The sequence below is a fragment of the Pantoea sp. 22096 genome (assembly GCF_052045955.1).
GTDB lineage: Bacteria > Pseudomonadota > Gammaproteobacteria > Enterobacterales > Enterobacteriaceae > Pantoea > Pantoea alfalfae.
Genome location: NZ_JBQEPW010000006.1, coordinates 169,484 through 192,384, shown reverse-complemented (window position 1 = coordinate 192,384; position 22,901 = coordinate 169,484). Strand labels below are relative to the sequence as shown.

The window sequence follows — 22,901 nt, the reverse complement described above, 5'->3', positions numbered from 1 at the left end:
CCGTTCGGCTAAAAGGAGAAAATATGGAAATCATTATTCGGGCACGGGAACCGCAGGATGCCGCCGCCTATCAGCGACTCTACAGTCATCCCGATGTCTATCCCTGGACGCTGCAGCTACCGTTTCCCAGCGTCGCCACCTGGGAGAAAAAAATCGCCAGAATGGATGCCGAGGGGTTTATCGCCTTTGTCGCGGAGATCGAGGGCGTGCTGGCCGGTGAGCTGACGCTGTTTGTGGATAACAAGCCGCGCACCCGCCACTGCATCAGCTTTGGGCTGGGCGTGCATCCCGATTACGCCGGTCGCGGCGTCGGTGAGCGCCTGATCCGCACCGCGCTCGACTATTCCCGCAACTGGCTGGGGATTACGCGTATGGCGCTGGAGGTGTTTCACGACAATGAACGGGCGTTGCGGCTCTATGAGCGGCTGGGCTTTGAGCGTGAAGGGGTGATGCGCCAGGCCGCCCTGCGCGACGGTCAGCTGCGCGATGTGGTGATGATGGCGAAGCTGCTGCACGAGAAGTGATAACCGGAGCGGCAGCGCTGCCGCTCCGCTTTTCATTACGGATTTTTATTGCTGTAGTGCTGCATGTTCTGCTGCGTTACCAGTTCAAACGGAATCCACTGGTGGGAATCGACTTTTTCCCCTTTGATCATCTGCTGCGCCACCTCGACCGATTTTTTGCCCTGACCCACGGCATCCTGGAACACGGTGACGGCCAGTTTGCCGCTTGCCAGGGCTTTCAGGCCATCCGGCGTGGCATCAATGCCGCCCACCAGAATGGTCTTCTTCGGCTTCGCCTGCGCAATCGCCATTGTCGCGCCAATCGCCATTTCGTCATTGTTGGCGGCGACAATATCGATCTCTTCGCCGTTCGACAGCCAGTTGAGCATTAAATCCATGCCCTCATTACGCGAATAGTTGGCGGTCTGCTTCAGCACCACTTTCATGTCGGGATACTTTGCCACCACCTGCTCCACATCTTTGGTACGCTGCAGCGCACCCGCATCGCTGAGGTTACCGATGATAATGGCGACCTTGCCACGATAACCCGCCTGCTTCGCCAGCGCTTCCATCTGCAACGTACCCGACTCGCGTTCGTCAGAGCCGACAAATACCACGCCTGGCGGCAGGGTTTTATCGCCCGGTGTGCGGTTAACGTAGACCAGCGGAATGTGAGCCTGCTGCGCCAGCCTGGTCAGGGCAGGGGTGCTGGCGGAGTCGACAGGATCGACGATAATCGCGTCCACCCCGGCGCTGATAAAGCTCTGCACCTGATCGGTCTGACGACCGACGTCGCCGCGCGCATCTTCGAACTGCGCATCCAGCTGACGCGCTTTCGCCTCTTTTTCAATCGACTGGCGAATAATGGTCAGGAAGTTCTGGTCGAAATAAGCCATCGAGACGCCAATCTTCTCTGCCAGCGCCGACGTAGAAAGAGAGAGCAGACAGAGTAATGCCCATGCGCGTGTTTTCATTGCGGACTCCAGAGGTTGCTGTTTGGAATGGATATTTCATTTATTATAAAAATGGATAAAGAGGATCATCTGCAGCTTAGAAATTGCCGTCAGGTTTGACAAGCCGCCTTTTTCACTCTTGCTGGCGTCGCCACACTTTGCTGAAAATTCGTCGCGTCATAGCTGTCAGCGCCGGTTAAAACCCCGATCGGGTGCACACTCTGCGGCAAAGCGCCGCAGCTTTTTGCGCTTTTGTGCAGCGCCGCACGGGCGGTTGTGGCGGTTGCCAGAAAATCGCTGAATCGGACCCGTCGATCTCAACATCCGCACAATGACCCTTAGTTAGCCTCCTATCTATATTTCCAGAAGCGGGAAATCTCAGCGTTATTCCTGAAAAAAACCTTGTGGCACAACCTGCCGCTTTTTAAGGAATTCAGCTCATGCCTAAAGATGTAACGCCTCAACGGACCACCCATGTCCGCATCGGGATCCTCTGCCTGATCCTGTTTCTGTCGGTCGTGGCTTATGCCGACCGTTCGATCCTCTCGATCTCCGGATCGGCGATCAAAGAGGAGTTCGGCCTGTCAGCGATCCAGCTGGGACTGATCCTCTCTGCCTTCAGCTGGGCCTATGTCATCGGTCAGATCCCCGGCGGACTGTTCCTTGACCGCTTCGGAGCCAAAAAAGTGTATGGCGTCACGCTGGCGCTCTGGTCGGTCTCGACGCTGGCGATGGGATTTGTGGGTGAGTTCTCCAGCGGGATGACCGGCGCGCTGATGCTGATGTTTGGTCTGCGCTTTATGCTGGGACTCATTGAGGCACCCAGCTTTCCCGCCAATGCGCGCGTGGTGATTATGTGGTTCCCTGGCGCTGAGCGGGGCCGGGCATCATCGCTGTTCAGTTCGGCGCAATATTTTGCCGTCGCCATCTTCTCACCGCTGTCAGGCTGGCTGGTGTCGCGCTTCGGCTGGGAGTGGCCGTTCTTTGTGCTGGGCGGCATCGGCCTGCTGGCGGTGTTTGTCTGGGCAGCCTGGATGCGCGAGCCGCGCAACCATCCCGGCGTGTCGGAAAGTGAACTGCGCCACATCATTAATGGCGGCGCGATGGTGGATATCGACGCGGCGCAGACCCTGAAGGCCCGACCACCGGTCAGCAAAGCGATGTTCAGAAAGCTGCTCACTAATCGCATGCTCTGGTGCGCCTATCTTGGCCAGTACTGCATCATCGCGCTCAGCTACTTCTTCATTACCTGGTTCCCGATCTATCTGGTGCAGGCGCGCGGCATGAACATTATGGAGGCGGGCTTCGCCACTGTTGCTCCGGCGCTGTTTGGTTTTCTCGGCGGGATCAGCGGCGGTTACCTGTCAGATAAATTAATCGCCCGGGGCTGGAGCGTCTCCTGGGCGCGTAAAACCCCCTATATCGTCGGCATGCTGATGGCGTCGAGCCTGGTGCTGGCGGCGATTATTCCCGGTAACGGCGGCATCATCGCCATTATGTCCTTCGCCTTTTTCGGCAAAGGCATCGCGGCGGGCGCAGGCACCTGGACAGTGATCAGCGACACCGCACCGAAAGAGGCAGTAGGTCTGGCGGGTGCCATTTTTAACGGCATTGGCAACATTGCCGGTTTCACCACGCCGCTGCTGTTCGGCATCATCGTCGGGCTGACCGGCAGCTACAGCATCGGGCTGGCGTTTGTGGCGGCACACTGCGTGGTTGCGGCGCTGCTGTTCCTGCTGGTGATGGGACCGATTGAACGCGTGGGCGAAGAGACCGAACGCCCGGCATCCTATAACAATCAGGAGAAAGAAGATGGCATTAAAGCAATGTAAGGTGCTGATCAGAGGGAAATTCCTGCCGCCGCAGCTGATAGAGAACATTGAAAAGACGTTCACCGCGTTCCGGCTGTGGGAGGCGGACGATGAGAGCGCTTTTCTGGCTGAACAGGGTGCTGCCATCGACATACTGGTCACCAGCGGCAACGCGGTAATGGGTGCTCCGGCCGCGCTGATCGCGGCATTGCCCAACCTCAAAGCGATCTGCAGTAACGGCGTCGGGTATGACAGCATTGATACGGAAGCCGCCCGATCGCGCGGCATTGTGGTGACCAACACGCCGGAGGTGCTCAATGATTGCGTCGCGGATCTGGGCATGGCGCTGCTGCTGGATGTGGCGCGCCGCATCAGTGAGGCCGATCGCTTCACACGCGCCGGGCACTGGACGCAGGGCCGCTTTCCGCTGAGCAGCAAAATCGGCGGCAAGGTGTGCGGTATCGTCGGGCTGGGCAATATCGGCCAGGCGGTAGCCAGGCGCGCGCAGGCGTTTGGTATGCAGATTCACTACTACAACCCGCGTTCACGTCCTGACGTGCCCTATACCCGGCATGAGAGCCTGGTGGCGCTGGCGCAGCAGGCCGATTTTCTGGTGCTCACGCTGCCAGGCGGTGCCGCAACGCGCCATATCATTAACGCAGACGTGCTGCAGGCGCTGGGCCCGCAGGGTTATCTGATTAACATCGCGCGCGGCAGCGTGGTGGATCAGCAGGCGCTGGTGGCGGCGCTGGAAACCGGGCAGATCGCCGGTGCCGGACTGGATGTGTTTGAACAGGAGCCGCATGTCCCTGACGCCCTGCGCCAGCGCGACAATGTGGTGATTACGCCACATATCGCCAGCAGCACCCGCGAAACCATGGCGGCGATGGCCGGCCTGGTGTTTGAGAACATGCTGGCGTTTGCCCGTGGCGAGCCGGTGCTGACCCGCGTAGTCTAACGACAACAATGACTTAACCATGATGGGCAGAGCGTGAGACAGGACGCTTCTCCTCTGACCACTCGCCCGCGCGCCGCCTCCGCACAAAACAGCCTGAAGAATATTTGTCCAGCTGCCGATATCACCTTACCACCCGCTGATCGTAAGGAGTGATAGCGTGATAAAGCTGATTACCATTGATGAACTGCGCCCTGGGATGTTTATCCACAAGCTGGAGGTCTGGTGGATAAAGGACGAGCGCATTCATAATCAGATGCTGATCACCGATCCACGACAAATCGCCACGTTACGCAGTGAAGGGATCCGCCAGCTCTGGATCGACCTCGATCGATCTGTGCAGGCGCCGATCGCCACCTCGATCGCGAAAAGAACCATTGGGCGTACCCCATTTTTTCAGGAACTGGACCAGGCACAGCTGATCTTTCAGCAGGGCAAACCGAAAGTACTGGCGATGTTCAACGAAGCGCGGCTGGGTAACGGCCTGAAGCTTGATTATATGATGGATCTGGTGGATGACATCGCCGGCTCGATCACGCGTGAACCCTCAGCGATGCTCAGCGTGGCGCGGCTGAAAAATCATGATGACTACACCTATCTGCACTCCATGGCGGTCTGCGGGCTGATGATTGCACTGGGTAAAAAACTCGGGCTGGATGAGCAGCAGCTGCGTCGGGTGGGCATGGGCGGTTTACTGCATGATGTCGGCAAAGCCGCTGTGCCGCTGGCGATCCTGAACAAAGCGGGCAAGCTGACGGAAGAGGAGTTCAGGGTGATGCGCGAGCATCCGGTGGTGGGCACGCAGATGCTGATTGAAGCCGACGCCGATGACGATTTGCTCGATATCGCCCTGCATCATCATGAAAAATATGATGGCAGTGGCTACCCGCACCGTCTGAAAGGGGAAGCGATTTCGTTCTACGCCCGGATGGCAGCGGTGTGTGATGTCTACGATGCTGTCACCTCAACCCGCTCCTATCGCAACGGCTGGACACCGGCAGAGGCGATGCACCAGATGCTGAGCTGGCGCGGCCATTTCGATCCGGGCCTGCTGCACACCTTCGTGCGAACCATCGGCATCTATCCGGTAGGTTCGCTGGTGCGTCTGGCTTCCGGCCGGGTGGCGCTGGTGGTAAAGGCAGGCGAAAAATCGCTGATGCGCCCCTGTGTGCATGTCTTCTGGTCGCTGCACGCCCAGCGCGAAGTGAAACCGGAGGAGCTCGACCTCGGCGACAGTTTCTGCACCGACAGTATTGTGGGCGCAGAGGACAGTGCACTATGGGGTAACGTCGATCTCAATCGTATCTGGGCGCTGGAAGTCGCCTGATTTTTCGCCATTTTTACACTATTTTTACGCCCGCCCGCTGCATTTTAACCCCTTCTTTATACGCCTCCGCGCAAGCTACGCCATAAATCCAATCCTCTGGAGGTTCCTGTGAGCGTGGGCGTAATAACCGGCATTGTGCTGGTGGTGTTGTTACTGGGCTATCTGATCTATGCCCTGTTAAATGCGGAGGCTTTCTGATGGCGGCCAATGCTTTTTTACTCATCGCATTTTATCTGGTGCTGCTGATGGTGCTGGCGCAGCCGCTTGGCCGGGGCCTGGCCGCGTTAGTGGCCGACAAGCCGGTGTTTGCCCGGCTGGAAGCGCCGCTGTGGCGACTGCTGGGCGCGCAGCAATCGGAGATGCGCTGGCCGCACTACCTGCTGGCGATTCTGCTGTTTAATGCGCTGGGTTTCGTGGTGCTGCTGGCAATATTGCTGATGCAGGGCGCGCTGCCGCTGAATCCGCAGCAGCTGCCTGGCCTGAGCTGGCATCTGGCGCTGAACACCGCCGTGAGCTTCGTCACCAACACCAACTGGCAGTCCTACAGCGGCGAAAGCACCCTGAGCTATTTCAGTCAGATGGTGGGCCTGACGGTGCAGAATTTTCTCTCTGCCGCAACCGGGATCGCCGTGGCATTTGCGCTGATCCGTGGCTTCGCTAATCGCAGCGCTGCGACCCTGGGTAACGCCTGGCGCGACCTGACGCGCATCACGCTCTATGTCTTACTGCCGATCAGCCTGCTGGTGGCGCTGTTCTTTGTCAGTCAGGGCAGCATCCAGAACTTCGCACCTTATCACAGCTTCACCACGCTGGAAGGCGTGCAGCAGACGCTGTCGATGGGACCGGTGGCGTCGCAGGAAGCGATCAAAATGCTGGGCACCAACGGTGGCGGCTTCTTTAACGCCAACTCCTCCCATCCATTTGAAAACCCGACGGTGCTGACCAACCTGGTGCAGATGCTGAGCATCTTTCTGATCCCGGCGGCGCTCTGCTTCGCGTTTGGCGAAAGCGTACGCGATCGTCGTCAGGGCCACATGCTGCTGTGGGCGATGACGCTGATGTTTGTCGCGGCGGTATCGGTCGTCATGTGGGCCGAACTGCAGGGTAACCCGCATTTCCTCCAGCTGGGGGCCGACAGCGCCGTCAACATGGAAGGCAAAGAGACGCGCTTTGGCATTCTTAACAGCAGCCTGTTCGCGGTCATTACCACCGCGGCCTCCTGCGGTGCGGTGAATGCCATGCACGACTCCTTTACTGCGCTGGGTGGCATGGTGCCGATGTGGCTGATGCAGCTGGGCGAAGTGGTGTTTGGCGGCGTCGGTGCCGGTCTCTACGGCATGCTGCTGTTTGTGCTGCTGGCGGTGTTTATCGCCGGGCTGATGATCGGTCGTACCCCGGAATTCCTGGGCAAAAAAATCGACGTCTGGGAGATGAAGATGACCGCGCTGGCGATTCTGGTCACCCCGGCGCTGGTGCTGATCGGCACCGCGCTGGCGATGATGACCGACGCTGGCCGCAGTGCAATGGCGAACCCCGGCATTCATGGCTTCAGCGAAGTGCTCTACGCCGTCTCCTCGGCGGCCAACAACAACGGCAGCGCCTTCGCCGGGCTGAGTGCTAACACGCCGTTCTGGAACCTGTTACTGGCGGTCTGCATGCTGCTGGGCCGCTTCGGCATCATCATTCCGGTGATGGCGATTGCCGGTGCGATGGCGGTGAAAAAAGTGCAGCCGGTGGGTAACGGCACGCTGCCAACCCACGGTCCGCTGTTTATCGGACTGCTGATTGGCACGGTGCTGCTGGTGGGTGCACTGACCTTTATTCCTGCTCTGGCGCTGGGCCCGGTGGCTGAGCATCTGCAACTTGTTCAGGGACAATCCTCATGAGTCGTCAACAACAGGCATTATTTGACGCAGCGCTGCTGCGTACCTCGGCCTGGGATGCGGTGAAAAAGCTCGATCCCCGGGTACAGTTCCGTAACCCGGTGATGTTTGTGGTCTGGCTCGGCAGCGTGCTGACTACGCTACTGGCGCTGGCCATGCTGTCTGGCCGCATCAGCGGCAGCGCCAGTTTTACCGGCGCGATTGCGCTCTGGCTCTGGTTCACCGTGCTGTTCGCCAACCTGGCGGAGGCGCTGGCTGAAGGGCGCAGTAAAGCCCAGGCGAGCAGCCTGAAAGGAGTGAAAAAGACCAGCTTTGCCAAAAAACTGTCAGCGGCGCGTTATGGCGCGGAGTGGCAGCAGGTCAGTGCCGATGCGCTGCGCAAAGGCGACGCGGTGCTGGTCGAAGCGGGCGACATTATTCCCTGCGACGGTGAAGTGATAGAGGGTGGTGCCTCCGTGGATGAGAGCGCCATTACCGGTGAATCTGCACCGGTGATCCGTGAGTCAGGCGGTGACTTCGCCTCCGTCACGGGCGGTACGCGTATTCTCTCTGACTGGCTGGTCATTACCTGTAGCGCCAACCCGGGTGAAACCTTCCTTGACCGGATGATCGCCATGGTGGAAGGTGCGAAACGTCGCAAAACCCCGAATGAGATTGCCCTGACCATCCTGCTGGTGTCGCTGACTATCGTGTTCCTGCTGGCGACCGTCACGCTCTGGCCGTTCTCGGCCTGGGGCGGCAAGCCGGTCAGCATCACCGTACTGGTGGCGCTGCTGGTCTGTCTGATCCCCACCACTATCGGCGGGCTGTTGTCGGCGATTGGGGTGGCGGGGATGAGCCGTATGCTGGGTGCGAACGTCATTGCGACCAGCGGACGTGCGGTGGAAGCCGCAGGCGATGTGGATGTGCTGATGCTGGACAAAACCGGCACCATCACGCTGGGTAACCGTCAGGCGACCCAGTTCCTGCCCGCGCCGGGCGTCAGCGAAGAGCAACTGGCCGACGCCGCGCAGCTCGCCTCGCTGGCCGATGAGACACCTGAAGGGCGCAGCATCGTGGTGCTTGCGAAGCAGCGCTTTAATCTGCGTGAACGCGATCTCAGCAGCATGGGCGCCAGCTTTATTCCGTTCTCAGCCCAGACCCGCATGAGTGGCGTAAACGTGCAGGACCGGTTGATCCGCAAGGGTGCGGTCGATGCGGTACGTCGTCATATTGAAGCGAACCATGGCCGTTTCCCTGCCGAGGTCAATGCGCAGGTGGAAGAGGTGGCACGCAGTGGCGGCACGCCACTGGTGGTGTCAGAGGGCGCGAACGTGCTGGGCGTGGTGGCGCTGAAAGATATCGTGAAGGGCGGCATCAAAGAACGCTTTGCCGAACTGCGCAAAATGGGCATTAAAACGGTGATGATCACCGGCGATAACCCGCTGACCGCCGCGGCCATTGCGGCGGAAGCGGGCGTGGATGACTTCCTGTCAGAGGCGACGCCGGAAGCCAAACTGGCGCTGATCCGCCAGTATCAGGCAGAAGGACGGTTAGTGGCGATGACCGGCGACGGCACCAACGATGCGCCTGCCCTGGCGCAGGCGGATGTGGCGGTGGCGATGAACTCCGGTACGCAGGCGGCGAAAGAGGCGGGCAACATGGTCGATCTCGACTCGAACCCGACCAAGCTGCTGGAAGTGGTGCACATCGGTAAACAGATGCTGATGACGCGCGGTTCCCTGACCACCTTCAGTATCGCCAACGACGTGGCGAAATATTTCGCCATCATTCCGGCGGCGTTTGCGGCCACCTATCCGCAGCTCAACATGCTGAACGTGATGCAGCTGCACTCGCCCGCCAGCGCGATTCTGTCGGCGGTGATCTTTAACGCCCTGGTGATTATCTTCCTGATCCCGCTGGCCCTGAAAGGCGTCAGCTACCGCCCGCTGAGTGCTGCTGCGCTGCTGCGCCGCAACCTGCTGATTTACGGTCTGGGTGGCCTGCTGGTGCCGTTTGTCGGCATCAAAGCGATCGATCTGCTGTTAGTGCTTTCAGGCATGGCCTGAGGAGAAAAAAATGAGTCAGTTACGTCCGGCAATTTTACTGTTGTTGTTGCTTACGCTTGTGACCGGCGTGGTTTATCCTTTCCTCACCACCGGGCTGGCGCAGTGGCTTTTTCCGGCCCAGGCCAATGGCTCGCTGCTGGAGGAGGAGGGCGTGGCGCACGGATCTGCGCTGATTGGGCAGAACTTTACCCAGCCCGGCTATTTCTGGGGGCGTCCTTCAGCCACCAGTGATAAAGCCTATAACCCGCTGGCCTCGGGCGGCAGTAATCTGGCCGCCAGCAACCCGGCGCTGGACAAAGCGGTGGCCGACCGCATCGCTGTACTGCGGGCCGCCAATCCCCAGGCAGCGGCCGCCGTGCCGGTTGAGCTGGTGACTGCTTCCGCCAGCGGGCTGGACCCGGATATTTCGCCTCAGGCTGCACTGTGGCAGGCTCCGCGTGTCGCTGCCAGCCGCAAGGTGCCGGTGGCACAGGTCGAGGCGCTGATTGAAAAGATGACGCATCGTCCGCTGCTGCCCTTCCTCGGCACACCGACCCTCAATGTGTTGCAGCTGAATATAGCGCTCAACGAACTGTAATGGTGTAAAGGAAGCGATGAACCACGAACCCCAGCGTCCCGATCCCGACGCGCTGCTGCAGGCTAACCGCGAGAGTCATCGCGGACAGCTGAAGATTTACTTTGGTGCCTGTGCGGGCGTGGGCAAAACCTACGCCATGCTGCAGGAGGCACAGCGGCTGCGTGCGCAGGGTCTGGATGTGCTGATCGGCGTGGTAGAGACCCACGACCGGCCGGAAACCGCGCAGCTGCTGACAGGCTTAACCCTGCTGCCGCGGCGCGCAACCGGCCGCTCGCGTCATGCGGAGTTTGATCTTGATGCTGCGCTGGCCCGCCATCCGGCGGTGATCCTGATGGATGAGCTGGCGCACACCAACGTGCAGGGCTCACGCCATCCCAAGCGCTGGCAGGATATCGAGGAGCTGCTGGAAGCGGGCATCGACGTGCTCACCACCGTCAACGTGCAGCATCTTGAGAGCCTCAATGATGTGGTCGGCGGCGTCACCGGCATTCAGGTGCGCGAAACCGTGCCTGATCCCTTTTTCGACAGCGCCAATGAAGTGGTGCTGGTCGATCTGCCGCCCGACGATCTGCGGCAGCGGCTGAAAGAGGGCAAAGTCTACATTGGTGACCGCGCAGAACGCGCCATCGAAAACTTTTTCCGCAAAGGTAACCTGTTCGCCCTGCGTGAGCTGGCCCTGCGTCGCACCGCCGATCGGGTGGATGACCAGATGCGCGCCTGGCGCGATCAGCAGGGACGGGAGCGCGTCTGGCACACCCGCGATGCCATTCTGCTCTGTATTGGTGACGACAGCGGCAGTGAAAAGCTGGTGCGCACCGCCGCCCGGCTGGCAGCACGGCTCGGCAGTGAATGGCACGCGGTCTATGTCGAAACGCCGCGGCTTAACCGGCTGCCGGAAGCGCGGCGACGGGCGATTCTGCGTACCTTACAGCTGGCGCAGGAGCTGGGCGCAGAAACCGCCACGCTCTCGGAACCGGATGAAGCGGAAGCGGTGCTGGGCTACGCCCGCGAACACAACCTGGGTAAAATCGTCACTGGCCGTCGCCCGCAGCGGCGCTGGCGGCGTGACAGTTTTGCCGAACGTCTGGGTCAGCTTGGCCCCGATCTCGACCTGCTGGTCGTCGCACTGGATGAGCCGCTGAAGGATGCGCCGCATCCGCTGCCGGATGGCCGCGTCACCAGTGAAAAATGGCGCATTCAGCTGCGTGGCGTGATGATGGCGCTGGTGCTCTGCATCGTCGTCACCGCAGCCGGACAGTCTGTGCTGATCAATTTCGATCCCGCCAACTGTGTGATGATCTACCTGCTGGCGGTCGTGATCGTGGCGCTGCGCTATGGCCGCTGGCCGTCGGTGATCGCTACGGTGATGAACATCATCGCCTTTGACCTCTTCTTTGTGGCCCCCACCGGCACGGTGGCGGTCTCCGATCTGCAATATCTGGTGACCTTTGGCGTGATGCTGGCGGTGGGCGTCATTGTCGGCAATCTCACGGCCGGGGTGCGCTATCAGGCGCGGGTGGCGCGCTACCGCGAACAGCGGGCGCGCCAGCTCTATGAGATGGCGAAATCGCTGGGCAGCGCGCTGACGCCGCAGGATATTGCCGCCACCAGCCAGCGTGTGCTGGATGCCACGTTACAGGCGCGCTGCCTGCTGCTGCTGCCGGATGAGCAGGGCGAGCTGCAACCGGTGGGCGAGGCGTTACCGGCCAGTGAGCCGGATCGTGCGATTGCGAAATGGAGTTACAGCAAAGGCCAGCCTGCGGGTGCGGGCACCGATACCTTACCGGCGGTGCCCTATCAGATCCTGCCGCTGAAAAGTGGCGCGCACTGCCGTGGTTTGCTGGTGGTGGAGCCGCAGAATCTGCGTCAGTTGATGATCCCCGAACAGCAGCGGCTGGTGGAAACCTTTACGGTACTGATTGCCAATGCGCTGGAGCGGATGGCGCTGTCGCACAGCGAGGCAGCCTCCCGTCTCTCGGCAGAGCGGGAACAGCTGCGCAATGCGCTGCTGTCGGCGCTGTCGCACGACCTGCGCACCCCGCTGACCGTGCTGTTTGGTCAGGCGGAAATGCTGATGCTCGATCTGGCCAGCGACAACTCAAAATATGTGCCGCAGGCCAGCCAGATCCGCGAGCAGACGCTGAGCACTATCCGGCTGGTGAGCAATATGCTGGATATGGCGCGCATTCAGTCGGGTGGCCTCAACCTGCGTGAGGAGTGGCTGGCGCTGGAAGAGGTGATCGGCGGGGCGCTGAGCAGCATGGCACCGTCGCTGAAAGGGCATGAGGTTCAGCTCGATCTGCCGGACGATATCGTGCTGATCAAAGGCGATAGTACGCTGCTGGAACGCGTTTTCACTAACCTGATTGAGAACAGCCTGAAGTATGCCGGTAACAGCGCACCACGCGGCATTCGCGCCTGGCGTGCCGCATCACGACTGGAGATTGCGGTCTGGGATAGCGGACCGGGCATTGCCGAAGACGACTTAAGCCGGATATTCGATAAATTCTGGCGGGGCGACAAAGAGTCGGCGGTGCCGGGCGTCGGGCTGGGTCTGGCAATCTGTAAAACCATTATCGAGAGCCACGGCGGTCAGATCTGGGCCGAAAACCGACCCGAAGGGGGCGCGGCATTTCGTCTCTCGCTGCCACTGCCGCCGGTCCCTGAAATTTCTGACGAAGGGCTGAAATAACTTCACAGTTGATCGGTTATACTCCCGGACCTGTTTGATTATTCGTGGGATTGTATGGAACGTTTTACCGAAAACCTGATGTATGCATCGCGCTGGTTGCTGGCCCCGGTTTACATTGGACTTTCGCTGGGATTACTGGCGCTGACCATTAAATTTTTCCAGGAAATTTTCCACCTGCTGCCCAACATTTTCAGCATTGCGGAAAACGATCTGATCCTGCTGCTGCTGTCGCTGGTGGATATGACGCTGGTTGGCGGCCTGCTGGTGATGGTGATGCTGTCGGGTTATGAGAACTTCATCTCCAAGCTCGATATCGACGAAGATAAAGAGAAGCTGAGCTGGCTGGGCAAGATGGACTCCGGCTCGCTGAAAAACAAAGTCGCCGCCTCCATTGTCGCCATCTCCTCGATCCACCTGCTGCGGGTGTTTATGGAAGCGCGCAACGTCGAAAACGACAAGCTGATGTGGTACGTGATTATCCACCTGACCTTTGTGCTCTCCGCCTTTGTGATGGGCTGGCTGGATCAGATGTCGCGCAGCGATAAAAAACCGAAGTAACCTCTCTGGCGGCCCGCTGAGGCGGGCGCCTGCTTTACCCTTTCCGCTCTGCTCCCCCTGAACGACCCGCCTGTGAGGCCGGACGTGTGCCCGCCAGCTGCGGCATCACCTCTTTGATCATGGCAAAAAAGTGTTGCAGCCTGGCCGGGTAGTAACTCGCCCAGGGATAGGTCAGCCATACCGGCAGCGGCGGGGCCTGCCAGGCGGGCATCAGCTGAACCAGACTGCCATCCGCTAAATCGTCCTGTACCGCCCACGAGGAGACAATCGCCGCGCCCATCCCGGCCAGCGCCGCTTTGCGCACCGCATATAAACTGTCGCTGCTCAGCCGGGGCGTAATCGCCAGGTTCACCGGCTGGCCGTCGTCAATCTTCTGCAACGCCACTTCATTACGGTAAAAGCTGGTCAGCGCCAGCCAAGGCAGTCCGCGCAGCTGTTCCACCTGCTCAATCGACGGATGCTGCGCCAGCAGGTGCGGGGCCGCCACCACAATGCGTGGCACTTCGGCTAACAGAATCGCCACGACCGAGGGATCGGTGGGCGCACCGACCTGAATGGCGCAGTCCACGTTCTCCGCCATAAAGTCGGGCGTGCGGTCATTCAGCATCCACTCGATATTGAGACGGGGATAGCGGTGCAGATAGTCCACCAGCGGCGCGATCAGCTGATCCTGACCAAAGGCGTGCGGCGCACGAACCCGCAGCGTACCGACCGGGTCATCGCTGGCACCGGTCAGCTCATCTTCCAGCGCATGCCAGGTCGCCAGCAGCTGCCGTGCCTGGGCGTAGCAGCGTTCGCCATCATCGGTGAGCTTCAGCGCATGGGTGGTGCGCAGGATCAGCTTGAGGCCCAGCCGCTGCTCCAGGGTCTGCAAGCGACGGCTGACGGTAGGCTGTGTCGTGCCGAGCTGGGCCGCGGCGGCGGACAAGCTGCCGCTCTCGACAATACGGATAAACGTCTGCATCAGGTCGATGCGATCGCTGCTGTTAGGGTTGTTCATACGTACCACGCATAACGGTTTTGCCTGATGTCAGTCTACCGCGTATAACCGTGATGCGCTTTAATGATGTGACGAAATGATGAGGATTACAGCATGTCAGCCATACAGACTCAGACGCAAAATGAATCGCTCTCCACACCGCTGGTGTTTACCCTGGCCGCCGGAGCCGGGCTCAGCGTCGCATCGATTTACTATAGCCAGCCGATGCTGGATATCATCAGTAAGCAGTTTAATGCGGGTATCGGCGCAGTCGGCATGGTGCCGATGCTGACCCAGGCGGGCTATGCGCTGGGTATTCTGCTGCTGGCCCCGCTGGGCGATCGTCATGATCGTCGCACCATTATCTTTATCAAAGGTTTACTGCTGGTCGCGGCGCTGTTGCTGTGTGGTTTTTCCGGCGGACTCAGCGCGCTGCTGGTTGCCAGTTTTATCACCGGGCTGACCGCCACCGTGGCGCAGGACATTGTGCCCGCGTCGGCGGCGCTGGCGCCGGAACGCAGCCGGGGTAAAACAGTCGGCACGGTGATGACCGGGCTGCTGGTGGGCATCCTACTGTCGCGGGTGGTCAGCGGGGTGGTGGCAGAGTATTTCGGCTGGCGCACCATGTATATGATCGCCGCCCTGGCGGTGCTGCTGATTACGCTGACGCTGTGGCGGGTGTTGCCGCGCTTCGCGCCGGGCTCTTCGGTGAGCTATCCGCGCCTGTTGCTGTCGCTGGTGCATCTGTGGCGTCACCATCAGACGCTGCGCCGGGCTGCGCTGGCTCAGGGTCTGCTTTCTGTCGCCTTCAGCGCCTTCTGGTCAACGCTGGCGTTAATGCTCAGCGACCGCTTTCATCTGGACAGTGCGGTGGCCGGTGCCTTTGGTTTAGCCGGTGCAGCAGGTGCCATGGCAGCCCCGCTGGCGGGCAGTTTCGCTGACCGCATTGGTCCGGCAAGGGTTACGCAGGCCGGTGCCGCGCTGGTGACGATCTCTTTTGCACTGATGTTTCTGCTGCCGCTGCTGCCCATGCCCGCGCAGCTGGCGCTGATTGTCCTCTGCACCATCGGCTTTGATTTAGGGGTGCAGGCCACGCTGGTGGCGCATCAGACACTGGTCTATGGCCTGGCACCCGAAGCGCGCAGCCGCCTGAATGCGCTGCTGTTTACCGTGGTGTTTATCGGTATGGCTACCGGTGCGGCAGTGGGGAGTCTGGCGCTGGCGCACTGGGGCTGGAATGGCGTGGTTGCGCTCGCCACCCTGGCCGGTGCCGCCGCGCTGGCGGTTCGCTTCGCCAGTCGTCACCTGAAAAACTGACATCGCGCCCGTCAAAAAATGTGCCAGGCTTATTCATAAACCCGAAATATTCTGGAGTGTTATGAACTTTTTAGCCTGGACAGCAGCGACGGGCGGCCTCTTGCTGCTGATGTCGCTGGCTGCCGGTTGGATTCACCGGGGGCCAGTTACCTCATTTGGTCTGTTTCTGATTGCGGGCATTCTCTGCGGCCCCTGGGGATTTGACCTCATCCACGTCGATATCGTGACCCATTCCGAAGCGGTGGCCCATATCACCGAAATCACCATGGCGGCCTCGCTGTTTATCACCGGACTTAAGCTGCGTCTGCCACTGCAGAATAACTGCTGGCAAACCGGGCTGAAACTGGCGTTTCCTGCCATGCTGTTCACCGTCGCCGCGATGACCCTGCTGGCGCATTTCCTGGTGGAATTAGACTGGCCGATTGCGCTGGCATTTGGTGCGATAGTGGCGCCGACCGATCCGGTGCTGGCGAGCTTAATCTCGGTCAACGATGCGCAGGATGATGATTCGCTGCGCGTGGCGATCTCCAGCGAAGCGGGCATGAACGATGGCTCCGCGCTGCCGCTGCTGATACTGGCGCTGCTGCTGTTCAATGGCGAGAGCCTGAATGGTGCGATGCTGGCCCACTGGGGGGCGGTCGAGGTGCTCTGGGCGATTGGCGGCGGTTTGACTATTGGTTATGTGCTAGGGCAGTTGATCGGCCTGCTGGCGACCCGACTGCGCAATGCCAATGGCGACGTCGCACCCAATGATTTTCTGGCGCTGGCGCTGATAGCCCTCAGTTATTCACTGGTAGAAGGGCTGGGCGCCTCCGGTTTCCTGGCCGCCTTTGCCGCAGGACTGGGATTACGCCGCGCCGAGCTGGGCGTGTTCCGTCGCCATCAGCCGGACGATCTCTCTGACGATGAGCGCGTGTTGCCCTCTGAGGCGCTGGTGAATCCCAACATACGCCTGGCGCATCAGGGCAACAACAATATGGTGAAGTCGATTGGGTTTGTAGTAGGCGACGCGCTCTCTTTTGGCGATACTATTGAACGTTTACTGGCGGCTGGCATGATGGTGGTGCTGGGCGTCACACTGGCGCAGCACTGGAACATCTACGGCGTGCTGATTGGCCTGGTGCTGTTTGCCGTAGTACGACCGCTGGCCGTCTGGCTGGTGACGCTGCGCGCCGGACTGCCGCTGGGGCAGCGCCTGCTGATCGGCTGGCTGGGCATCCGGGGGATTGGTAGCCTGAACTACATCGCCTATGCCTGGACGCACGGTATGCAAGGCCCGCAGATGGAAATTATGACGAATATAGCGTTAACGCTGGTGGTCTGCAGCGTGGTGGTTCACGGCACCACGGTGACGCCGCTGCTGAACTGGCGTCAGAAGCGCCTCGAAGCCCTTCAGCGCAAGGTTTAACCCGAACGAACAGGAGTTAAAAATGAAAGTGACTCAGATAGTGCTGCTAAGCCTCCTTGCCTCCGGCAGCGCGCTGGCAGCGGATGACGCTGATACTGAACAGAATGTCTATGCCAGCCAGTTGTGCCACATTGTCAGCGGTGAGAAAAAAGTCGCCACGGCGGATCACTATGTCGAGAAAATGAAATCGACCGTGGCGGGCGGCCAGTCACCATCGGCGATGAATCAGCCGGAATTTGATGAAGAGTCTGCGCGTGAAGTGGCCAGTGCCTGGCTGCAACTTGGCGACGATGAGCGGGCCAAACTGCGCGTCAACGAACAGCAGTGTGAACAGGCCGTGATGGCACAATTCCAGCAGGAAGATTAAGCCCGCCGGATAAGATAATAACGCGCCTGACGGGCGCGTTTTTTTATGGCTTTTCAGGGGCCATTGCGTACATAATCGCCATCCATGGCACCAGACTTGCATCTGTTCATTCTTCGGTAGCCTGCCGCAATGGCTTGCTCATTACTCTGGCATCACACAACAGGCATTATGATTACGCGTCGACGCTTTATTCTCGGCACGGGAGCGCTCGGGCTCTCCATGACCACCGGCAAATTATTTGCCCGTGATGACATTATTCCCCTCTGGCCGGACGATCCGCCCGGCGGCGGCGGCCCATCCGGCCAGTTGCATATTAACAGCAGCGGTTCCTGGTCAAATATCGTCAGCCCGGCGATTCAGCGCTTTAAACCGGAAAATCCCAATGGCGAAGCGGTATTAATCGCCGCTGGCGGCGGTTATCGCTGGATCGGCATGGGACGTGAAGCCTGGCCGGTGGCGCGCTGGCTGAACGCCAGTGGCTATACCGCTTATGTGCTCAGCTACCGATTACCGCATGAGAAGTGGCAGGCGGGACGGCTGGCCCCCTTGCAGGATGCGCAGCGCGCCATCCGGCTGGTGCGCTCTTTTGAGCGTAAGGTGCATGTGCTGGGCTTCTCGGCAGGCGGACATCTGCTGGGGCTGGCGGCGGCGCGGCCAGACTTTGAATCTTATCCGGCCATCGATCCGCTGGATGAAGTGGTGCCGAAAGTCGATAGCGTCGGCCTGATCTATCCGGTCATCACCCTGGAAGCGCCTTATCAGCACACCAACACGCATCTGATGATGGTCGGCAAAAATGCCACGCCGCAGGATGAGGCGAACTGGTCAGTGCAGAACTTCGTGACCCGGCAATATCCGCCGACGTTTCTGGCGCAGGCCGAGGACGATCACACCTCCAATCCGTTTAACACCGAACTGATGCGCGACACCTGTCGCCGTAACCGCGTGCCGGTTGAGCTGATTCAGATCAGCAAAGGCGGACATGGATTCGGTCTTGGTAAAGCGGGAACGCCTGCGGCGTTGTGGGATCAGGCGTATGTACGCTGGCTGGATCGCGTAAGCTGAACTGCACTGACGCGGTTCTGCACTGCACAGTCAGAAAGCGGATGTGAATGCGGTATAAAAAAACAGGCGACCTTAAGTCGCCTGTTTTGTTTCCGAAGCCCGGTGCGGGTTAACGCATCGTCACAAACTCTTCCGCTGCGGTCGGGTGGATCGCCACGGTGTTATCAAAGTCTTTCTTGGTCGCGCCCATTTTCAGCGCCACGGCGAAGCCCTGCAGCATCTCATCCATACCGAATCCGATGCCGTGAATGCCGACGATCTTCTCATCGGCACCCACACAGACCAGCTTCATGCGGCACGGCTGACGATGCTGGGTGACCGCGGTGTACATCGCGGTAAACGACGATTTATAGACCTTCACCTGGTCATCACCATACTGTTCGCGCGCCTGCGGCTCGGTCAATCCTACGGTGCCAATCGGCGGATGGCTGAACACCACGGTCGGCACGTTGCTGTAATCCAGATGCTCGTCGGGCTTGTTGTTAAACAGACGCTCAGAGAGACGACGGCCCGCGGCCACCGCAACCGGCGTCAGCTCAACCGCACCGGTGTTGTCGCCCACAGCGTAGACGCCTGACACATTGGTGTTCTGGAATTTATCGACGCTGATATAGCCTTTATCGTTCAGCGCCACGCCCGCAGCCTGAATATTGAGGTTGTCCGTTTCAGGCTCACGGCCAATCGCCCAGACAAGGCAATCCACAGTATAGTCGCTGCCATTTTCCAGCTGCAGCGTCAGGCTGCCATCGCTGTTTTTGATCACAGCCTTAGGAATGGCTTCGGTGTGCAGCGCCGGGCCTTCAGTGTTCATCACTTCGACCAGCGTCTCGGTGAGCAGCGGGTCGAAGCTGCGCAGCGGCGCGTGTTTACGCACGAACAGGTGGGTTTCCGATCCCAGCGCATTCACCACGCCCGCCAGTTCGACCGCGATGTAGCCCGCGCCGACAACCGCGGTGCGTTTAGGCAGCGCGTCCAGCTCGAAAAAGCCGTCAGAATCGATGCCGTACTCCGCACCCGGAATAGAAGGGTGAACCGGGCGACCGCCAGTGGCGATCAGAATGTGGTTAGCTGTAATAATCTCGCCGTTGACCTCAACGCTGTGCGCATCGACAAAGCGGGCAAAGCCTTTGATCACTTCTACTTTGTTTTTACCCAGCACGTTGTCATAAGAGCTGTGGATGCGATCGATATAGGCGCTGCGGTTTTTGACCAGCGTGGCCCAGTCGAAGCGATTGACGGTGGTGTCGAAGCCATAATCCGGCCCGTAGAGATGGATAGCTTCGGCGATTTGCGCGGCGTGCCACATGATTTTTTTCGGCACGCAACCTACGTTCACGCAGGTGCCACCCAGCTCTTTTGCTTCAATCAGGGCGCATTTCTGGCCATACATAGCCGCACGGTTAATCGAGGCGATGCCGCCGCTGCCGCCGCCAATGGCGAGATAGTCGAAATGTCGGGTCATTGAAGTATCCATCCGGTTGCATAAAAAATTGGGGTTGAGTGTAACGCTGCGGGTCGAAATGACGCAAAGTTTGCGCCTATGATTGTAATAGGGTTCTGTTTTTTCACTCGCTTACAGGGAAGCATACCATGCACCTTACTTTTCTTGGCACCGGCGGCGGTGCTCCCAGTCTGCAACGCAACGTGACCTCCATTGCTTTTACCCGTGCGCTGAGTGGTGAAACCTGGCTGTTCGACTGCGGCGAGGGCACACAGTTACAGTTTATGCGCTCCAGCCTGAAACCGGGCAAGCTGGAAAAGATTTTTATTACCCATCTGCATGGCGATCATATTTTTGGGCTGCCGGGCTTACTCACCAGCCGGTCTATGGCCGGACTGACCTCACCGATGACGGTTTATGGGCCCAGAGGATTAAAGACCTTTGTTGAGACGGCGCTGTCGATCAGCGGCTCCTATACCGACTATCTGCTGAACATCGTTGAAATTGAGGCGGGCTGGACGCTGGATGACGGTGAGTTTCGTATCAGTGCCTGGCCGCTGAGCCATCCGGTGGAGTGCTATGGCTATCGCATTGAACAGCACGACAAACCCGGCCTGCTGGATGCCGGGCGGCTGAAAGCCGAAGGGGTGCCCCGCGGACCGTGGTTCCAGCAGCTGAAGCAGGGAGAATGTGTGACGCTGGAGGATGGGCGGGTGGTCAACGGGGCTGACTACCTTGGCCCGGCGACACCCGGCAAAAAGCTGGCCATCTTTGGCGATACGGCACCCACGGAGGTCGCGCTGCAACTGGCGGCAGATGTTGACCTGATGGTGCATGAAACCACGCTGGAGGCGGCGATGATGGAGAAAGCCAACGGGCGCGGGCACTCCACAACCCTGCAGGCGGCGGAGGTGGCAAAGCGTGCCGGGGCAAAGCGGATGATCGCCACCCATTTCAGCTCCCGCTATCTGGCAAAGGACATGAGCCGCCTGCTGGCGGAGTGCCAGACCATTTTCCCCTGCACCGAGCTGGCCTCGGACCTGGCGGTATTTACGGTTTAGTGATGCAGAGCCGGATAGGTAAACAGCAGCAGATGGGTAATATTCAGAGCGAAGTGCAGGGCGGTCGCCAGCCATAAGCGGCCGCTCCAGTGCCACGCCAGACCATAAAGCAGCCCGGCCAGCGTCGCGAAAACCACCAGCAGCACGCCGCCGGTTGCATGCGCCAGCCCGAACACCAGCGCGCTGATTACCAGCGCGGGCATCCCGCCCAGCGCATCCCTCAGCCGCTGTTGCAGATAGCCGCGGAACAGCGCCTCTTCGGTCAGTGAGACAAAGAACAGGTTCGCCAGCATAAACACGGGCAGCCAGGGCGGAAAATGAGGCTCCACGGCCAGGCCGCCCAGCAGCACGGCGCTACCCAGCAGCAGCGGCACGGCGGCGATTAATGCCAGCGCAGCGATCCACGGATAACGTGGCGGGCAGGCGCGGGCGCGGAACAGCGTGGGCAGGCAGGCCAGCAGTACAAAGGGGATCAGCGCTTTATCGAAGTTGAAGGAGAAACTGAATGGCAGGCTCTGTGCGCCTGCCTTTACCTCATCGACGACAAGGGGATTGTGAAAGCCCGGAAAAAGATGGAGGAACAATCCCAGCGACATCAGCACCAGCAACGCTTCACTCAGAATATGCTGCCGGGAACGGATTGGGTCAAAGCGGCGCAGCGCGACCAGTGCCGCAATCCCGGCCAGCAGTGGCAGCACCGGCCACGTCAGGACGTCGTGATAAAACCCCAGCAGCGCGGCGAGCGCTAACAACAGTAGCGCCAGCCGCCGGGCGGGTTGCAGCGCACCCAGTGCGCCTGCCAGCAGAATCCACATAATCGTTTTATTCAGGAACGATCTGGTTCACCACGAAGTGACCGGTACCAGCCGGAACCAGTTTTTTGTGCAGCCATGGCAGCAGAGTATTCATCTGCTGGGCCAGCTTCCACGGCGGGTTAATCACGATCATGCCGGAGGCGGTCATGCCGCGCTGATCGCTGTCCGGACGGGCGGCCAGTTCGATCTGCAGGATATTGCGGATGCCGGTTGCTTCCAGGTCGCGCAGCATGTGTTTGATCTGCTGACGCAACACCACCGGATACCACAGCGCAAAGACGCCGGTGCCAAACCGTTTATGGCCTTCCTGAATGCCTTTCACCACCGCCTGGTAGTCGCTTTTCATCTCATAAGGCGGGTCAATCAGCACCAGACCGCGACGCGACGGCGGTGGCAGTTTCGATTTCAACTGCTGATAACCGTCGGCACGGTCGACGCGCGCGCGGTTATCTTTGCTGAATTCATTGCGCAGCAGCGGATAGTCGCTGGAGTGCAGCTCGGTGAGTTGCAGTCGGTCATCTTCACGCAGCAGATGACGGGCAATCAGCGGGGAACCCGGATAGTAGCGCAGCGAGGGGCCACGATTCAGCGCACCGATCGCGTCAAAATAGGGTTGCAGCAGTTCCGGTGCATCGGGCTGTTGCCAGATACGCGAGATGCCTTCCAGATATTCACCGGTACGCTCGGCGTGCTCGCCGCTCAACTGGTAGCGACCTGCACCCGCATGGGTATCCAGGTAGAAAAACGGTTTCTCTTTCTCTTTCAGCGCCGTGATGATCAGGCTCAGAACGGTATGCTTCAGCACGTCGGCGTGGTTGCCCGCATGGAAGCTATGGCGATAACTCAGCATTGTTTATCCTGTTGAATGTATAAGGTTTTAATTGATGGAAAATCAATTTATACCAATTATTACCTCACGTATTACCCACAGAACGACGCACAGCAACCGACGCAGGAAAAGCATGAGAATCCGCGATTATATCAGGGATGGCCTGGCGATGGGCCAGAAGCGTGATAACAAATCGGGATGACAGGGCGCGGCATCCTGTTACACGCATGCAAACGCAGAAAGCTGCCCGACGCGCCCGCCATAATTGCTGTCATGGTTTAAAAAGCAGCGGGCTTTCGGGTAGCCATTCGC

The 22,901-nt window shown here is 59.7% G+C and carries 20 protein-coding genes; 15 read left to right on the top strand and 5 right to left on the bottom strand.

Annotation, left to right across the window (positions count from 1 at the left end; genetic code table 11):
- The first annotated feature begins 23 nt into the window (after nt 1-23).
- On the top strand, nt 24-524 hold the full coding sequence (locus ACTJKZ_RS18165; protein WP_161734078.1) for a GNAT family N-acetyltransferase: 501 nt from the start codon (nt 24-26) through the stop codon (nt 522-524).
- Between the two features lie 35 nt (nt 525-559).
- On the opposite strand, the gene ACTJKZ_RS18160 is transcribed toward ACTJKZ_RS18165, so the two are convergent.
- Nucleotides 560-1,477 (bottom strand): sugar ABC transporter substrate-binding protein, encoded by a 918-nt coding sequence (locus ACTJKZ_RS18160; RefSeq protein WP_440829906.1) that lies wholly within the window; start codon nt 1,475-1,477, stop codon nt 560-562.
- A 419-nt stretch (nt 1,478-1,896) separates the two neighbouring features.
- On the opposite strand from ACTJKZ_RS18160, the gene ACTJKZ_RS18155 reads away from it, so the two are divergent.
- The 9 genes from ACTJKZ_RS18155 (at nt 1,897) to ACTJKZ_RS18115 (ending at nt 13,307) form a co-directional block, all read left to right on the top strand.
- A complete protein-coding gene (locus tag ACTJKZ_RS18155; protein ID WP_260059441.1) occupies nt 1,897-3,288 on the top strand; it encodes an MFS transporter in 1,392 nt (463 codons plus the stop codon).
- Nucleotides 3,269-4,225 carry a 2-hydroxyacid dehydrogenase gene (locus ACTJKZ_RS18150; RefSeq protein ID WP_440829905.1) on the top strand — a complete coding sequence of 319 codons (957 nt, stop codon included), beginning with the start codon at nt 3,269-3,271 and terminating at the stop codon, nt 4,223-4,225. Before ACTJKZ_RS18155 ends, ACTJKZ_RS18150 begins: the two co-directional genes overlap by 20 nt.
- Before the next feature lie 157 nt (nt 4,226-4,382).
- The gene (locus tag ACTJKZ_RS18145; protein WP_161734086.1) at nt 4,383-5,549 is read left to right on the top strand and encodes an HD-GYP domain-containing protein; all 1,167 of its coding nucleotides are present in this window, start codon (nt 4,383-4,385) and stop codon (nt 5,547-5,549) included.
- A 108-nt stretch (nt 5,550-5,657) separates the two neighbouring features.
- Nucleotides 5,658-5,747, top strand: coding sequence for a K(+)-transporting ATPase subunit F (kdpF, locus tag ACTJKZ_RS18140; protein ID WP_010253443.1), 90 nt, complete (start codon nt 5,658-5,660; stop codon nt 5,745-5,747).
- Nucleotides 5,747-7,435, top strand: coding sequence for a potassium-transporting ATPase subunit KdpA (kdpA, locus tag ACTJKZ_RS18135; protein ID WP_161734088.1), 1,689 nt, complete (start codon nt 5,747-5,749; stop codon nt 7,433-7,435). Before kdpF ends, kdpA begins: the two co-directional genes overlap by 1 nt.
- Nucleotides 7,432-9,480: a potassium-transporting ATPase subunit KdpB gene (gene kdpB, locus ACTJKZ_RS18130; protein WP_161734090.1), complete on the top strand. Its 2,049-nt coding sequence runs from the start codon at nt 7,432-7,434 to the stop codon at nt 9,478-9,480. Before kdpA ends, kdpB begins: the two co-directional genes overlap by 4 nt.
- Nucleotides 9,481-9,490: 10 nt before the next feature.
- Nucleotides 9,491-10,057, top strand: a complete 567-nt coding sequence (gene kdpC / locus ACTJKZ_RS18125; protein ID WP_253420376.1) for a potassium-transporting ATPase subunit KdpC — start codon at nt 9,491-9,493, stop codon at nt 10,055-10,057.
- Nucleotides 10,058-10,073: 16 nt separating this feature from the next.
- Nucleotides 10,074-12,749 (top strand): two-component system sensor histidine kinase KdpD, encoded by a 2,676-nt coding sequence (gene kdpD / locus ACTJKZ_RS18120; RefSeq protein ID WP_253420373.1) that lies wholly within the window; start codon nt 10,074-10,076, stop codon nt 12,747-12,749.
- 54 nt (nt 12,750-12,803) lie between these two features.
- Nucleotides 12,804-13,307, top strand: a complete 504-nt coding sequence (locus ACTJKZ_RS18115) for a TIGR00645 family protein (protein WP_010253431.1) — start codon at nt 12,804-12,806, stop codon at nt 13,305-13,307.
- A gap of 34 nt (nt 13,308-13,341) precedes the next feature.
- Here the strand turns inward: ACTJKZ_RS18115 and ACTJKZ_RS18110 are convergent, their stop codons facing one another.
- Nucleotides 13,342-14,307, bottom strand: a complete 966-nt coding sequence (locus tag ACTJKZ_RS18110; protein ID WP_440829904.1) for a LysR family transcriptional regulator — start codon at nt 14,305-14,307, stop codon at nt 13,342-13,344.
- A gap of 93 nt (nt 14,308-14,400) precedes the next feature.
- Between ACTJKZ_RS18110 and ACTJKZ_RS18105 the strand changes: the two genes are divergently transcribed.
- The 4 genes from ACTJKZ_RS18105 (at nt 14,401) to ACTJKZ_RS18090 (ending at nt 18,443) form a co-directional block, all read left to right on the top strand.
- A complete protein-coding gene (locus ACTJKZ_RS18105) occupies nt 14,401-15,603 on the top strand; it encodes an MFS transporter (RefSeq protein WP_222924870.1) in 1,203 nt (400 codons plus the stop codon).
- A gap of 61 nt (nt 15,604-15,664) precedes the next feature.
- Entirely contained in the window at nt 15,665-17,011 is a 1,347-nt protein-coding gene (locus ACTJKZ_RS18100; RefSeq protein ID WP_440829903.1) for a cation:proton antiporter, read from the top strand.
- A gap of 22 nt (nt 17,012-17,033) precedes the next feature.
- Nucleotides 17,034-17,378: a hypothetical protein gene (locus ACTJKZ_RS18095; protein ID WP_253420367.1), complete on the top strand. Its 345-nt coding sequence runs from the start codon at nt 17,034-17,036 to the stop codon at nt 17,376-17,378.
- Between the two features lie 168 nt (nt 17,379-17,546).
- Entirely contained in the window at nt 17,547-18,443 is an 897-nt protein-coding gene (locus ACTJKZ_RS18090) for an alpha/beta hydrolase (protein ID WP_161734102.1), read from the top strand.
- 109 nt (nt 18,444-18,552) lie between these two features.
- Here ACTJKZ_RS18090 and gorA read toward each other — a convergent pair whose 3' ends face one another.
- Nucleotides 18,553-19,905: a glutathione-disulfide reductase gene (gorA, locus tag ACTJKZ_RS18085; RefSeq protein ID WP_161734104.1), complete on the bottom strand. Its 1,353-nt coding sequence runs from the start codon at nt 19,903-19,905 to the stop codon at nt 18,553-18,555.
- A gap of 128 nt (nt 19,906-20,033) precedes the next feature.
- Here gorA and rnz point away from each other — a divergent pair, with 128 nt between their 5' ends.
- Entirely contained in the window at nt 20,034-20,945 is a 912-nt protein-coding gene (gene rnz / locus ACTJKZ_RS18080) for a ribonuclease Z (RefSeq protein WP_161734106.1), read from the top strand.
- Here rnz and ACTJKZ_RS18075 read toward each other — a convergent pair.
- Both ACTJKZ_RS18075 and ACTJKZ_RS18070 read right to left on the bottom strand, forming a co-directional pair.
- Complete coding sequence (locus tag ACTJKZ_RS18075) at nt 20,942-21,760, bottom strand: CPBP family intramembrane glutamic endopeptidase (protein WP_161734108.1); 819 nt, start codon at nt 21,758-21,760, stop codon at nt 20,942-20,944. The genes rnz and ACTJKZ_RS18075 overlap by 4 nt on opposite strands.
- Nucleotides 21,761-21,767: 7 nt before the next feature.
- Nucleotides 21,768-22,610 carry a 23S rRNA (adenine(2030)-N(6))-methyltransferase RlmJ gene (locus tag ACTJKZ_RS18070; protein WP_161734110.1) on the bottom strand — a complete coding sequence of 281 codons (843 nt, stop codon included), beginning with the start codon at nt 22,608-22,610 and terminating at the stop codon, nt 21,768-21,770.
- Between the last annotated feature and the right edge of the window lie 291 nt (nt 22,611-22,901).